Below are 14,363 nucleotides of genomic sequence, written 5' to 3'. Positions count from 1 at the left end.
CATCACGTTCCGACGACCGTGCCCGGCGTCAGTTGATGGGGGCGTTCACCAGGCGCAGGTCGTCGACGATGCCGCGGGCAGCGATCAACCCCTCGCCGGTTTGCCAGATCTCGTCGTTGACGACATAGACCCGGTTGTCGCGGTTGGCGGACAGCTTGCGCCACGGGCCGCTGTCGAGGACCGTGGCGGCCCGATCGGCGGCCGCCGGGGAGGCGCACGACAGGTACACCACGTCGGCGTCGGCGATCGACAGATCCGGGTCCTTCGCGAGATCCGCGTCGGTGGCGCCGATCTCGACGTAGGGCTTGTCGGTGAACCGCTGCGCGGCCGGCCGGTCCACGCCGACCGACCCGAGCACGCTGGCCGGGAAGTTGTTGGCGCCGTAGACCCGGATCGTCCCGGTGGTCAGCTGCACGATCGACGCCTGAAAGTGGGAGGCGTCATGCCGCGCGCCCACGTCGGTGGCCCGTTGCGCAAACCCGCTGAGCAACGCGTCCATCGCGGTGCCGCGCGCGGTGGCGGCGCCGACGGCGCGCAGGTTGTCCTCCCAGGCTGCGCCCGGTGCGCCGGTGAACACCGTGGGGGCGATCGCCGCCAGCTGCGGATACAACGTGGGCGTCAACCCCTGGGAGCCCAGGATCAGGTCGGGGTGGGCGGCCTCGATCGCCTTCACGTCCGGGTGCGACCGCGTCCCCGCGCCGGGCACACCGTGCACCGCACCACCCAAATACGGGGGCTGACCCGGCGAGCCGTCCGGCAACGCGGCGGCGACCACCCGCGATTGCAGGCCCAGCGCGCACAACGCGTCGAGCTGGTCGCCGGAGAGCACCACGATGCGCCGCGGGTCGGCGGGCACCTGCACCACGTCCGGCTCGACCCCGGCGGCGTTGTGGACCCGCCGCTTCGCGGCCCCCGAGTCGGCCTCGGCGGCGTCGCGGGCGCACGAATCGTCAGGCCGGCGGTCGTTTCCCAGCACGCCGGCCCCCGCGATCTGCGTGGTGGGGGTGACCAGCGAACGGACCGGCGGCGTGGCGGCGCGCTTGTCGGATCCGCAACCGGCGCACGCCGCGACGACCGCCGCCGTCACCGCGGTGGCAACAGCTATCCGGGAGGCCAGCCCGGCGGGTCTGATCACGCCGAACAACACGCGTCAGACGCTAACATCCGGCCCGCGTGGCGATCGCGAGCGCGGCGGAGCCGGGCGAAGCGGGTCGCCACCATCGACCCGCGTGGCGATCGCGAGCGCGGCGGAGCCGGGCGAAGCGGGTCGCCACCATCGACCCCTGCCGGCGCCGCGCCGAAGGACACGCCGCACCGCCGACGCGTTTACGACAGTTTGTAGGACCAGCCCTGACGTCGCCATGATCGACGGCTAAGATTCCTCTCAATAGTGATGTTGGGCCAGTGTCCGATCCGGATGTTTGGAGAAGCTGTTGACAGCCGAAGCGCCCCCTTTGGGAGAACTCGAGGCCGTTCGTCCGTACCCGGACCGCATGGGCCCCAAAGGGAACCTCGTCTACAAACTGATCACGACCACCGATCACAAGCTGATCGGCGTGATGTACACCGTCACCTGCTTCGCCTTCTTCTTCATCGGCGGGCTGATGGCGTTGCTGATGCGCACCGAGCTGGCCGCTCCCGGGCTGCAGTTCCTGTCCAACGAGCAGTTCAACCAGCTGTTCACCATGCACGGCACGATCATGCTCCTGCTGTACGCCACCCCGGTGGTGTTCGGATTCGCCAACCTGGTGCTGCCGCTGCAGATCGGCGCGCCCGACGTGGCGTTCCCGCGGCTGAACGCCTTCTCGTACTGGTTGTTCCTGTTCGGCGGGCTGATCGCGGCGTCCGGCTTCATCGTCCCGGGCGGGGCCGCCGACTTCGGCTGGACCGCCTACACGCCGCTGTCTGACGCCGTCCACTCGCCCGGCGCCGGGGGAGACCTGTGGATCACCGGGCTGATCCTCGCCGGTCTGGGCACCATCCTGGGTGGGGTCAACATGATCACCACCGTGGTGTGCATGCGCGCGCCCGGCATGACGATGTTCCGGATGCCGATCTTCACCTGGAACATCCTGGTGACCTCGATCCTGATCCTGATCGCGTTCCCGATCCTGACCGCGGCGCTGTTCGGGCTGGCCGCCGACCGTCACCTGGGCGCCCATATCTACGACGCGTCCAACGGCGGAGTCCTGTTGTGGCAACACCTGTTCTGGTTCTTCGGCCATCCCGAGGTGTACATCATCGCCCTGCCGTTCTTCGGGATCGTCACCGAGATCTTCCCGGTGTTCTCGCGCAAGCCGGTCTTCGGCTACACCACGCTGGTGTACGCGACCCTGTCGATCGCCGCCCTGTCGGTCGCGGTGTGGGCGCACCACATGTTCGCCACCGGAGCCGTTCTGCTGCCGTTCTTTTCGTTCATGACGTACCTGATCGCGGTGCCCACCGGGATCAAGTTCTTCAACTGGATCGGCACGATGTGGAAGGGGCAGTTGACCTTTGAGACGCCGATGCTGTTTTCGATCGGCTTCCTACTCACCTTCCTGCTTGGTGGCCTGACCGGCGTGCTGCTGGCCAGCCCGCCGCTGGACTTCCACGTCACCGACAGCTACTTCGTCGTCGCCCACTTCCACTACGTGCTGTTCGGCACCATCGTGTTCGCGACGTATGCGGGCATCTATTTCTGGTTCCCGAAGATGACCGGCCGGCTGCTCGACGAGCGGCTGGGCAAGCTGCACTTCTGGTTGACGTTCATCGGGTTCCACACCACGTTCCTGGTCCAGCACTGGCTGGGTGACCTGGGCATGCCCCGCCGCTACGCCGACTACCTGCCCAGCGACGGCTTCCAGCCCTACAACATCGCCTCGACGGTGGGCGCCTTCATCCTGGGCGCCTCGATGTTCCCGTTCGTCTGGAACGTCTTCAAGAGCTGGCGCTACGGCGAGGTCGTCACCGTCGACGACCCATGGGGCTACGGCAACTCTCTGGAATGGGCGACCAGCTGCCCGCCGCCGCGGCACAACTTCACCGAGCTGCCCCGAATCCGTTCGGAGCGGCCGGCATTCGAGTTGCACTACCCGCACATGGTGGAGCGGCTGCGCGCCGAGGCGCATGTGGGCCGGGCGCACGGGCCCGCGGACAAGGACGTCACCAGGCTGGACGACGTCCAGGTTCGCAGCTGATGGCCTGACGGGCGGCTGTCGGGAGTGAACTCACCACCCAAGGTGTCGGTGCTGATCACCGTCACCGGCGTGGACCAACCGGGCGTGACCGCGTCCCTCTTCGAGGCGCTGTCGCGGCACGGGGTCGAGCTGCTCAATGTCGAACAGGTGGTGATCCGGCACCGCCTGACGCTCGGCGTGCTGGTGTGCTGCCCGGCGGCCGTCGCCGACGGCGCCGAACTGCGTCACGATGTCGAGTCGGCCATCCACAAGGTGGGCCTGGACGTCAGCATCGAGCGCAGCGACGACGTGCCGATCATCCGGGACCCCTCGACGCACACCATTTTCGTGCTGGGCCGGCCCATCACGGCCGGGGCGTTCGGCGCGGTGGCCCGCGAGGTGGCCGCGCTGGGCGTCAACATCGACCTGATTCGCGGCGTCTCGGATTATCCGGTGACCGGCTTGGAGTTGCGGGTCTCGGTGCCGCCCGGTGCCGACGGCCGGCTGCGGACCGCGCTGAACCGGGTGTCCAGCGAGGAGCACGTCGACGTCGCCGTCGAGGACTTCACCCTGGAACGGCGGGCCAAGCGGCTCATCGTGTTCGACGTGGACTCGACGCTGGTGCAGGGCGAGGTCATCGAGATGCTGGCGGCGAGGGCGGGTGCCGAGGGCAAGGTCGCCGCGATCACCGACGCCGCGATGCGCGGCGAGCTGGACTTCGCCCAGTCGCTCGAGCAGCGGGTCGCGACGCTGGCGGGCTTGCCCGCGACGGTGATCGACGAGGTCGCCGACCAGCTGGAGCTGATGCCGGGGGCGCGGACCACGCTGCGGACGCTGCGGCGGTTGGGTTACGCGTGCGGCGTGGTGTCCGGGGGTTTCCGCCGGATCATCGAGCCGCTGGCCGAGGAGCTGATGCTGGACTATGTCGCCGCCAACGAGCTGGAGATCGTCGACGGCACCCTCACCGGCCGGGTGATCGGTCCCATCGTCGACCGGGCCGGAAAGGCCACGGCGCTAAGGGAATTCGCGCAGCATGCCGGGGTCCCGATGGCGCAGACCGTCGCCGTGGGCGACGGCGCCAACGACATCGACATGCTGGCCGCCGCGGGGCTGGGGATCGCGTTCAACGCCAAGCCGGCGCTGCGTGAAGTGGCCGACGCGTCGTTGAGCCACCCCTACCTGGACACGGTGCTGTTCCTGCTGGGCATCACCCGGGGCGAAATCGAGGCCGCCGACGCGGTCGACGGCGAGGTGCGCCGGGTGGAAATCCCGCCCGAGTAGCTCGCGCTCGCCGGGCATACGGCACGATGGTCGGGTGCCCGAAAACGGAAGCGAGGCAGCCGACCCCGATCTGCTGATCGAGTTGCGCGAGGTGTCGCTCCAGCGCGGCGGCAACGTCCTGGTCGGGCCGCTGGATTGGGCGGTCGAACTCGACGAGCGCTGGGTCATCGTCGGGCCCAACGGGGCGGGCAAGACGTCGCTGCTGCGGATCGCCGCGGCGGCCGAACATCCCTCGTCCGGCGTGGCTTTCGTGCTCGGTGAGCGGCTGGGCCGGGTCGACGTGACGGAGTTGCGTTCCCGCATCGGCCTCAGTTCCTCGGCGCTGGCGCAGCGCGTGCCCGGCGACGAGGTGGTGCGCGATCTCGTCGTCTCCGCCGGCTACGCGGTGCTGGGCAGGTGGCGCGAGCGCTACGAAGACGTCGACTACCGCCGGGCGATCGACATGCTGGAGAGCCTCGGCGCCGAGCATCTGGCGGACCGCACCTACGGCACGCTGTCGGAAGGCGAACGCAAGCGGGTGCTGATCGCCCGCGCGCTGATGACCGACCCCGAACTGCTGCTGCTCGACGAGCCCGCCGCCGGCCTGGACCTGGGCGGGCGCGAGGAGCTGGTGGCGCGCCTGGCCGACCTGGCCGCCGACCCCGACGCGCCCGCGCTGGTGCTGGTCACCCATCACGTCGAGGAGATCCCGCCCGGGTTCAGTCACTGCATGCTGCTCGCCGAAGGCGAGGTGGTGGCCGCGGGATTGCTCACCGACGTGCTGACCGCGGAGAATCTGTCCACCGCTTTCGGCCAAGCGATCGCCCTCGACGTCGTCGACGGGCGCTACTTCGCGCGGCGAGTCCGCACCCGCGCAGCCCACCGGAGGCAGCTATGACGTCACCCGAGGAAACCCCGCTCGTCCCCAGGCCGGCGGCGACCGTGATGCTGGTCCGCGACACGGGCCCCGGACTGGGCGTCTTCCTGATGCGCCGGCACGCCAAGATGGAGTTCGCCGCGGGGACGATGGTGTTCCCCGGCGGCGGCGTCGACGACCGCGACCGCAACGCCGATATCGCATGGGCCGGACCGGCGCCGGAGTGGTGGGCGCAGCGCTTCGGCATCGAACCCGACCTGGCCGAGGCGCTGGTCTGCGCCGCGGCCCGCGAGACCTTCGAGGAGTCCGGGGTGCTGTTTGCCGGCCCGGCGGGCCGGGGCCGTGCGGCGCCGGACAGTATCGTCGGCGACGCGTCGGTGTACGGCGACGCCCGCCGGGCGCTGGCCGACGGGACGTTGTCGTTCGCGGACTTCTTGCGGCGCGAGAAGCTGGAGCTGCGCTCGGACCTGTTGCGGCCGTGGGCCAACTGGGTCACCCCGGAGGCCGAGCGCACCCGCCGCTACGACACCTATTTCTTCGTGGGGGCCCTGCCGGAGGGGCAGCGCGCCGACGGTGAGAACACCGAATCCGACCGCGCGGGCTGGACGACGCCGGAGGCGGCCATCGCCGACTTCTCGGCCGGTCGCAGCTTCCTGCTGCCGCCAACCTGGACGCAGCTGGACTCGCTGGCCGGGCGGACCGTCGCCGAGGTGCTGGCCGTGGAACGCCAGATCGTCCCGGTGCAGCCGCACCTCGAGATCCAGGGCGACAACTGGGTTTTCGAGTTCTTCGATTCCGACCGCTACCACCAGGCGCGGGAAGCGGGCGGGCTGGGATGGCGGCATTGAGCGAGTTCGTCAGCGTCGTGGTCAGCGACGGCTCGCAGGACGCCGGGCTGGCCATGCTGCTGCTGTCGCGGCCCCCGACCAACGCGATGACCCGCCAGGTCTACCGCGAGGTCATCGCGGCGGCCGAGGAATTGGGGCGGCGCGACGATGTCGCGGCCGTCATCCTGTTCGGCGGCCACGAGATTTTCTCCGCCGGCGACGACATGCCCGAACTGCGTACGCTGCGGGGTGCCGAAGCCGAGACCGCGGCCCGGGTCCGGCAGGAGGCCATCGACGCGGTCGCAGCCATCCCCAAGCCGACCGTGGCGGCCATCACCGGCTACGCGTTGGGCGCCGGGCTCACGCTGGCGCTGGCCGCCGATTGGCGCATCAGCGGTGACAACGTGAAGTTCGGCGCGACCGAAATCCTGGCCGGGCTGGTGCCCGGCGGCGACGCGATGGCCCGCCTGACCCGGGCCGCCGGGGCCAGCAAGGCCAAGGAGCTGGTGTTCAGCGGGCGATTCTTCGACGCCGAAGAGGCCCTGGCGTTGAACCTCATCGACGAAATGGTGGCCCCCGATGACGTGTACGACGCCGCCGCGGGATGGGCGCGCCGTTTCCTCGAGGGTCCGCGGCACGCGCTGGCCGCCGCCAAGGCCGGAATCAACGACGTGTTCGACCTGGGGCGCCCCGAGCGCCTCGCCGCCGAACGCCGCCGCTACGCCGAGGTGTTCTCCGCTGGTCAGGGCGGTGGCGATCGGGCGGATCCCGGCGGCCGTTAGGCTGCCCTGCATGACGAGTTCGACCGACGCCGTGCCGACGCCTCACGCCACCGCCGAACAGGTGGAGGCCGCCCGGCACGACAGCAAGCTGGCCCAGGTCCTCTACCACGACTGGGAGGCCGAAACCTATGACGAGAAGTGGTCGATCTCCTATGACCAGCGCTGCATCGACTACGCGCGCGGCCGTTTCGACGCCATCGTGCCCGACGAGGTGCTCCGTGACCTGCCGTACGACCGGGCCCTCGAATTGGGCTGTGGCACAGGCTTTTTCCTGCTGAACCTGATCCAGTCCGGGGTCGCGCGCCGCGGGTCGGTGACCGACCTGTCGCCGGGCATGGTCAAGGTCGCCACCCGCAACGGGCAGTCCCTGGGCCTGGACATCGACGGCCGGGTCGCCGACGCCGAGGGCATCCCGTATGAAGACAACACCTTCGACCTGGTCGTCGGGCACGCCGTGCTGCACCACATTCCCGACGTCGAGCTGTCGCTGCGCGAGGTGATCCGGGTGCTGCGCCCGGGCGGACGGTTCGTCTTTGCCGGCGAACCGACCAGCGCCGGCGACGTCTACGCCCGCGAGCTGTCCACGCTGACCTGGCGGATCGCCACCAACGTCACCAAGCTGCCCGGCCTGGGCAGCTGGCGGCGCCCGCAGGCCGAGCTCGATGAATCCTCCCGGGCCGCGGCGCTGGAGGCCATCGTCGACCTGCACACCTTCACGCCCGGTGACCTGGAGCGGATGGCCGCCAACGCCGGCGCCACCGAGGTGCGGACCGTCAGCGAGGAGTTCACCGCCGCGATGTTCGGTTGGCCGGTGCGCACCTTCGAGGCGTCGGTGCCGGCCGGGCGGCTGGGGTGGGGCTGGGCGAAATTCGCCTTCAACGGCTGGAAAGCCCTGAGCTGGGCGGACGCCAACGTGTGGCGGCGCGTGGTGCCGAAGGGCTGGTTCTACAACGTGATGGTGACCGGGGTCAAACCCTCCTGAGCGGTGGGCTGCGGTTCAGCGCCGACGATGTCGGCTACCTGCGGTCGCAAGCCGGCGCCGCGGCGCTGGCGACCGTCGCCGAACTCGAGCTGACGGACGCCACCCGGGTCGCCGACGTCGCCGCGGCCCGCGCCCACTTCGGCGACCGGGCGGCGGTGCTGGTGGAGACGGTCCTGTTGCGCCGCCGCGCCGTGGAGAAACTGAGCGGGCCGGGCTTCGCGGTGTCGGACTGGCTGTTCACCGACGAGGCGCTGCAGCAAGCCACCGCCGCGCCGGTGGCGCTGCACCGGGCCGGGCGGCTGGCCGAGGGCGGACCGGACGTCGTGGTGCACGACGCGACCTGTTCGATCGGCACCGAGCTGGCCGCGCTGCGCGGCCGCGGGATCACGGCGGTGGGCAGCGATCTCGACTCCGTGCGGCTGGCCATGGCCCGCCACAACCTGGGGCCGGTGGGGCTCTGCCGCGCCGACGCGCTGCACCCGGTCACCCGCGACGCCGTGCTCGTCGTCGATCCTTCGCGACGTGCGCAGGGGCGGCGGCGCCTGCGCATCGACGACTATCAGCCCGGGCTGGCCGCGTTGCTCGACGCCTACCGTGATCGGGATTTCGCCGTAAAGTGCGCTCCGGGAATCGATTTCGACGAGGTTCGTCGCCTCGGGTTCGACGGAGAGATCGAGGTGACGTCCTATCGCGGCTCGGTGCGGGAAGCGTGTCTGTGGTCGGCGGGGCTGGCGCGGCCCGGCGTCACCCGGCGGGCGAGCGTCCTCGACCGCGACGAGCAGCTCACCGACGCCGACCCCGATGACTGCCCGGTGCGGCCGGTCGGGCGGTGGATCGTCGACCCGGACGGCGCGGTGGTCCGGGCCGGGCTGGTGCGCCACTACGGCGCGCGGCACGGGCTGTGGCAGCTCGATCCCGACATCGCCTATCTCTCGGGCGATCGGCTGCCGGCCGCGGTGCGAGGCTTCGAGGTGATCGAGCAGCTGGTCTTCGACGAACGACGGCTCCGGCAGGCGTTGTCGGCGCTGGACTGCGGGTCGTTGGAGGTATTGGTCCGCGGGGTGCGGGTGGACCCTGACGCGTTGCGCAAACGGATGCGGCTGCGCGGCGACCGACCGCTGTCGGTGGTCATCACCCGCATCGGTGCACGCGCCTCCGGTCGCGCGATGGCGTTCGTTTGCCGGGCGTCCCGGTAGCGCCGGGTACGCTGGCGGCGGTTACTTTTCCGGTCACACCCCGCCCTGGCTAGTTTGCGAGGACAATTCCACGATGCGTTATCTGATAGCCGCTGCGCTGCTCGCGCCGGCGGTCTTGGTGGGCTGGCCGGCCGCCGCCGCGCCGCCGTCCTGCGCGAGCCTGGGCGGCACCGTCGAGGCCGACCAGATGTGTCGTGTGCACGCCACCGGCGCCAACTACATGCTCACCATGACGTTTCCCACCGACTACCCGGACCAACAGGCGCTGACCGACTACATCACCCAAAACCGGGACGGCTTCGTCAACGTCGCGCAGAGTTCCGGGGGTCGTGACCAGCCCTACCAGCTGGAGGCCACCACCGACCAGCGCAGCGCCGGCCAGCCGCCGCACAACACCCGCAGCGTGGTGCTCAAGTTCTTTCAGGACGTCGGGGGAACGCGTTCATCGACCTGGTACAAGGCGTTCAACTACAACCTCGGCACGAAGCAGCCCATCACGTTCGACAACCTGTTTCCCCCGGGCGCGACGCCGCTGGACGCCATCTTCCCGATCGTCCAGCGCGACTTGGAACGTCAAACCCCTTTGGGCGCTGCGATTTTGCCGTCGACGGGGCATGACCCGTCGCACTATCAGAACTTCGCCATCACCGACGATCAGCTGATCTTCTACTTCGCCCCCGGCGAGATGCTGCCGGCGTTCGGCGGGCCCGCCCAGGCCCAGGTGCCCCGCAGCGCCATCCCGCCGCTGGCCATCTGAGCGCTCAAACGGGTCCGGCCCGCAATTCCATCGCCACGGCCAGGGCCGCCAACGCCACCTGCGCGACGCAACCGATGATCGGCACGAAGAACGCCCTTCTCCGGCACACCAGCAGGTACACGGCGACCACGACGTCGGCGATCAAGAGGGCGGCCCCGCCCCAGGTGCCCAGGTTCATGGCCCGGTCGATCCAGGCGGGATCGCCGCACTTCTGATAGCCGCACGGGTCCGTGCTCATCACCAGCAGGCCCAGCACCACAAAGCTCGCTCCGTAGAGGGCCCCATGGATGACCAGCAAGACGAGCGTCGCCACGATATCCGGCGTGCTGACCTGCCGGCCCTCCGCTGTGGTGGTCGCGGCGTCCGCTGCTGTGGGGTCGTCGATCGGCACTCCAGGAGTATGTCCCGGTCAGGCCGGCGCGAAACCGTAGACCTGACCGTCGCTGGTGGCGGCCACCACCCGCCGGTCGGTGCCGACGGCAACCCCCAGCGGATACCCGGTGGCCGCCGGCAGCGGATAGCTGTTCAGCGTGTGGCCGTCACCCGGATCGAAGACCAACACCGACATCCCGGGCGCGCCGTTGGCGGGCGGCCCGCTGACCACCGTGTAGCCGACCCCGGCCCCCGCCAGGCTCGACGACGACAGGGGGACGGCGTCGTCGCGGCGCCACACCTGATCGGCGTGATCGCCCGCGTCCTTGAACGCGACCAGCCGCGTGTCGGGCCCACCGCCGGAGACGATCAGCCCCTGCGGAGTGATCGCCGGGGGAGTCTGCGCCAGAAATCCCAGCGGCACCGACCACTTCACCTTCGCGTCCGCGGTGCGCAGCGCCCACAGGCGCTGGTCGCGGCCGTTGACGTAGACGGTCGACCCGTCGGCCGAGAGCACCGGGCTGGCGATCGCGCCCGCGCCCACGGCGTCGCTCGTCCACTCCTTGGTCAGCAGCGGGGTCTGCCCCGGGTGGTACTTCAGGCCCACCAGAACCGCGGCCGGCGCGCCCGGCTGCCAGACGCCGAGCACCGCCATCCCGTTGGCCGCCGAGAAGGCGGGGGCCGCGGCCACCGGGCAGCCCTGGCGGGCCGGTGCGCAATCGGCGAGCCCGCGCGTCGCATCGGTGGGATCGATACCGTCCACCAGATCGAGCGGGCTGCTCACCACCTGGCCGCGATGGGCGTCGAACACCAGCACCTGCCCCAGGTGCGTGGCGACGAGCAACTCGCCGTTGCCCAGGAACCGCGGCGTCGTGGGCATGCCGATCACCGGCTGGCGCCACCGCGTCCACTGGGTCACCGGGAAAGACAGGAACGCTCCGGGCTGGCCGACGTACACGTTGTCGAACCCGTCGAGCAGCGGGCCGCCGAAGCCGCCGCCCTGGAACAACCGCACACACCAGCGCTGCCGCCCGTTGTGGTTGTTCTCCCACTCCATCAGCGAGCACCCCGCCGAGGTCTGGGCGTTCAGTGCCAGATAGCCGCGCGCGCTGAGCGCGGGTCCGGCCGCCAGGCTGCCCTTGACCGAGCGGGTCCACTGCAACGACAGCTTGGTGGCCCCGCCGGTGGCGGTGTAGCTGCTGTTGGCGGCGTCGGCGTATTGCGCCGGCCAACCCTGCGCGGCCGACGCGTCCACCCAGGAGTCGGTGTTGCCGCAGCCGCTGGCCACGGCCGTGAGCGCCGCCGCCAGCAGCGCGGATGAGCAACGCCGAAGCCCACTGACGAGTTGTCGCGCAAGCACGTCGGTTTCCAAGTCCTTCCCGGGGCGGGCGCAGGTGCGGCGATCGAGTACACGTGAGGGTATCGCTTGGCCCCTCGACTAGGCTTTCCGGCCATGACGAGCATGTGGGGCGCTCCGGTCCATCGCCGCTGGCGTGGATCGAACCTGCGCGACCCGCGCCAGGCCAAGTTCCTCACGTTGGCCTCGCTGAGGTGGGTGCTGCGCAACCGCGCATACACCCCGTGGTACCTGGTGCGCTACTGGCGATTGCTGAAGTTCAAGCTGGCCAACCCGCACATCATCACCCGCGGCATGGTGTTTCTCGGCAAGGGCGTGGAAATCCATGCCACGCCCGAGCTCGCGCAGCTCGAGATCGGCCGCTGGGTCCACATCGGTGACAAGAACACCATCCGCGCACACGAGGGCTCGCTGCGCTTCGGCGACAAAGTGGTGCTGGGCCGCGACAACGTCATCAACGCCTACCTCGACATCGAGCTCGGCGATTCGGTGTTGATGGCCGACTGGTGCTACGTCTGCGACTTCGACCACCGCATGGACAACATTGACCTGCCGATCAAAGATCAGGGCATCGTCAAGTCCCCGGTGCGGATCGGCCCGGACACCTGGGTGGGGGTCAAGGTGTCGGTGCTGCGGGGCACGTCCGTCGGGCGCGGCTGCGTGCTGGGATCTCACGCGGTGGTGCGCGGTGTGATTCCGGACTACTCGATTGCGGTCGGCGCGCCGGCCAAGGTGGTCAAGAACCGCCAGCTCGCCTGGGAGAGCTCGGCCGCGCAGCGTGCCGAGCTGGCCGCCGCCCTGGCCGACATCGAACGGAAAAAGGCCTCCCGCTAGCTATTTGGTTGGGGCCGGTCGTCGACCTTGAAATGGAAATTGACGTCGCCCGCATCGACGTTCGTGACGGTCACCAGCACGCCGTACTTTGCGCCGCGGTCGGTGAGCTGACACCGAAGCGACGCGCCCGCAACGCCTTTCAAGTTGTCGGGGCAGGTCACCGAGTCCGGTTTTCTGCCCACCCGCTGGCCGAGCTGGGTGCTGATCGCGGCGGCGATCTGGTTCTTGTCGACCATCTCCACCATGTCGAACTTGACGTCGCTGCCGTCGACGCGGGTGACCGTGACGCTGACACCGAACGGCCGGTTCTTCACCGTCATTTCGCAGTTCACCTGCGCGCCGACTTTGGCGGGCAGGTCGTTCGGGCAGTTCACCGACTCGGGCTTGTTGCCGGCGGCGTCGGTCATCTTGGCGGTGATTTGGCCGGCGACATCGCTCCTGCTCACCGCGTGCGACGAACCGATCGAGCAGGAACAGCCCGTGATCACCGCGGTAAGGCCGGCGGCGGCGCCCGAGATCAGCACGCGGATGAGGGAGATGGTCATTGTCGGCTCCCGATGGCTTGACCGAATCGTCCGATCATGGCACGCCAACCGGCTCCGGGTGCACGCTCGGGCTAACGAACACCGAGTTCAGATGCGCTGATAACGCCGCAGCGCTTCGGCCCGTTCGGCGGCGTGGTCGACGATGGGCTGCGGGTAACCGTCCGGCCGCTCGCCCTTGCGCAGGTGCGCGTCATGCGCCGAGCGCAGCTCGGGCACCCAACGGCGAATGTAATCGCCTGTGGGATCGAACTTTTCGCCCTGCGTCGTCGGGTTGAACACCCGGAAGTAGGGCGCGGCATCGGTGCCGCAGCCCGCGCACCACTGCCAACCATGCTGGTTGTTCGCCATGTCGCCGTCCACGAGCTGGTCCAGAAACCATTCGGCGCCCCACTGCCATGGCAGGTGCAGGTCCTTGACCAGAAACGACGCGACGATCATCCGCACCCGGTTGTGCATGAACCCGGTCTCCCGCAGCTGACGCATCCCGGCGTCGACGAAGGGAAAACCGGTTTCGCCGGCCTTCCACGCCGCGAAGCCGCGCTTCGCCTCGGCGCCGGCGTCGGTCTTGATGCCGTCGAAAGCGCCGTTCCAGTTGCGCCACGCGCTCGCCGGCCAGTGGTGCAGCACATCGGCATAGAAATCGCGAAAAGCCAACTCCCGCAGGTACGCTTGCGCCCCGCCGCTGCGCGTGTCCAGGTCGGCAACCAGAGTGCGGGGATGGACGGTGCCGAATTTCAGGTGCGCCGACATCCGGCTGGTGCCTGCCAGATCGGGTCGGTCGCGGTCGGCGCCGTAGCTTCTCAATCCGTCGCCGACGAAGGACTCCCACTGAATGCTCGCCGCCGCCTCGCCGGCGGCGACATCGAGCCGGACGCCGGGGTCGGGGATTTCGCAGCGCTCGATCCCCAGGCGCCGCGGATCCAGCCAGCGCGCGGACGTGGCGCTCGATTGCGCCGGCGCCCGCCAGCCGGTTTCGTGCCACCGCCGCAAAAACGGGGTGAACACCTGGTAGGGCGAACCGTCCGGCTTGGTGACGCGTCCGGGCGACACGAGATACGGTGACCCCGTTGCCACCAGCGGGACCGCGCCCAATGCGGCCCGCACCCGTTCGTCGCGGCGCGTGCCGAACGGCGCGAAGTCTTCCGCGATGTGCACCGACGACGCGCCGATCTCCTTGGCAATGCGGGGAATCCGTGTCTCGGGCCGCCCGCGGGTTACGAGCAGGCGCCCATCCAGGTCGTCGCGCAGCCGCCGCAGCGAGTCACCCAGGAACTGCAGCCGGCGCTGTCCCGACGAGCCTTCCAGGCGCGGATCGAGCACAAAACAGGCGAGCACCTCGTCGCTCTCGGCCGCGGCGAGGAGCGCCGGATGATCACGCAGCCGCAGATCGCGGCGAAACCACAACAGCGCGGGCAT

At 69.8% G+C, this 14,363-nt stretch carries 14 protein-coding genes; 9 read left to right on the top strand and 5 right to left on the bottom strand.

The window, feature by feature from the left end; genetic code table 11:
- Positions 1–28 precede the first annotated feature (28 nt).
- Positions 29–1,147, bottom strand: coding sequence for an iron-siderophore ABC transporter substrate-binding protein (locus AC0KTM_RS17815; protein WP_425326325.1), 1,119 nt, complete (start codon positions 1,145–1,147; stop codon positions 29–31).
- Between the two features lie 286 nt (positions 1,148–1,433).
- Between AC0KTM_RS17815 and ctaD the strand changes: the two genes are divergently transcribed.
- The 8 genes from ctaD to AC0KTM_RS17775 all read left to right on the top strand — a co-directional run bounded on the left by ctaD (position 1,434) and on the right by AC0KTM_RS17775 (position 9,839).
- Entirely contained in the window at positions 1,434–3,179 is a 1,746-nt protein-coding gene (gene ctaD, locus AC0KTM_RS17810; protein WP_225326521.1) for an aa3-type cytochrome oxidase subunit I, read from the top strand.
- Between the two features lie 24 nt (positions 3,180–3,203).
- Positions 3,204–4,439, top strand: coding sequence for a phosphoserine phosphatase SerB (gene serB, locus AC0KTM_RS17805; protein ID WP_238956562.1), 1,236 nt, complete (start codon positions 3,204–3,206; stop codon positions 4,437–4,439).
- 16 nt (positions 4,440–4,455) lie between these two features.
- Positions 4,456–5,316 (top strand): ABC transporter ATP-binding protein, encoded by an 861-nt coding sequence (locus tag AC0KTM_RS17800; RefSeq protein WP_238957349.1) that lies wholly within the window; start codon positions 4,456–4,458, stop codon positions 5,314–5,316.
- Entirely contained in the window at positions 5,313–6,143 is an 831-nt protein-coding gene (locus tag AC0KTM_RS17795; protein WP_238956561.1) for an NUDIX hydrolase, read from the top strand. Before AC0KTM_RS17800 ends, AC0KTM_RS17795 begins: the two co-directional genes overlap by 4 nt.
- Positions 6,140–6,904 carry an enoyl-CoA hydratase gene (locus tag AC0KTM_RS17790; RefSeq protein WP_238956560.1) on the top strand — a complete coding sequence of 255 codons (765 nt, stop codon included), beginning with the start codon at positions 6,140–6,142 and terminating at the stop codon, positions 6,902–6,904. The genes AC0KTM_RS17795 and AC0KTM_RS17790 overlap by 4 nt, the downstream gene beginning before the upstream one ends.
- Positions 6,905–6,914: 10 nt before the next feature.
- A complete protein-coding gene (locus AC0KTM_RS17785) occupies positions 6,915–7,886 on the top strand; it encodes a class I SAM-dependent methyltransferase (RefSeq protein WP_225326526.1) in 972 nt (323 codons plus the stop codon).
- Positions 7,844–9,082 carry a THUMP-like domain-containing protein gene (locus AC0KTM_RS17780; protein WP_225326590.1) on the top strand — a complete coding sequence of 413 codons (1,239 nt, stop codon included), beginning with the start codon at positions 7,844–7,846 and terminating at the stop codon, positions 9,080–9,082. The genes AC0KTM_RS17785 and AC0KTM_RS17780 overlap by 43 nt, the downstream gene beginning before the upstream one ends.
- Before the next feature lie 73 nt (positions 9,083–9,155).
- Positions 9,156–9,839 carry an esterase gene (locus AC0KTM_RS17775; protein ID WP_225326527.1) on the top strand — a complete coding sequence of 228 codons (684 nt, stop codon included), beginning with the start codon at positions 9,156–9,158 and terminating at the stop codon, positions 9,837–9,839.
- A 4-nt stretch (positions 9,840–9,843) separates the two neighbouring features.
- Here AC0KTM_RS17775 and AC0KTM_RS17770 read toward each other — a convergent pair whose 3' ends face one another.
- Both AC0KTM_RS17770 and AC0KTM_RS17765 read right to left on the bottom strand, forming a co-directional pair.
- Entirely contained in the window at positions 9,844–10,230 is a 387-nt protein-coding gene (locus AC0KTM_RS17770; RefSeq protein WP_374109650.1) for a hypothetical protein, read from the bottom strand.
- 18 nt (positions 10,231–10,248) lie between these two features.
- Positions 10,249–11,583 carry an outer membrane protein assembly factor BamB family protein gene (locus AC0KTM_RS17765; protein WP_225326528.1) on the bottom strand — a complete coding sequence of 445 codons (1,335 nt, stop codon included), beginning with the start codon at positions 11,581–11,583 and terminating at the stop codon, positions 10,249–10,251.
- A gap of 81 nt (positions 11,584–11,664) precedes the next feature.
- Between AC0KTM_RS17765 and AC0KTM_RS17760 the strand changes: the two genes are divergently transcribed.
- Entirely contained in the window at positions 11,665–12,402 is a 738-nt protein-coding gene (locus AC0KTM_RS17760; RefSeq protein WP_225326529.1) for an acyltransferase, read from the top strand.
- Here the strand turns inward: AC0KTM_RS17760 and AC0KTM_RS17755 are convergent.
- Together AC0KTM_RS17755 and AC0KTM_RS17750 are read right to left on the bottom strand one after the other, a co-directional pair.
- The gene (locus AC0KTM_RS17755) at positions 12,399–12,947 is read right to left on the bottom strand and encodes an anti-apoptotic protein (protein WP_238956559.1); all 549 of its coding nucleotides are present in this window, start codon (positions 12,945–12,947) and stop codon (positions 12,399–12,401) included. The genes AC0KTM_RS17760 and AC0KTM_RS17755 overlap by 4 nt on opposite strands.
- A gap of 87 nt (positions 12,948–13,034) precedes the next feature.
- Positions 13,035–14,363 (bottom strand): cryptochrome/photolyase family protein, encoded by a 1,329-nt coding sequence (locus tag AC0KTM_RS17750; protein WP_472416288.1) that lies wholly within the window; start codon positions 14,361–14,363, stop codon positions 13,035–13,037.

It is taken from the genome of Mycobacterium sp. NTMscope_Eco_3 (assembly GCF_976985685.1).
The sequence above is the reverse complement of the archived record's forward strand: the minus strand, read 5'-3'. Positions and strand labels throughout refer to the sequence as shown.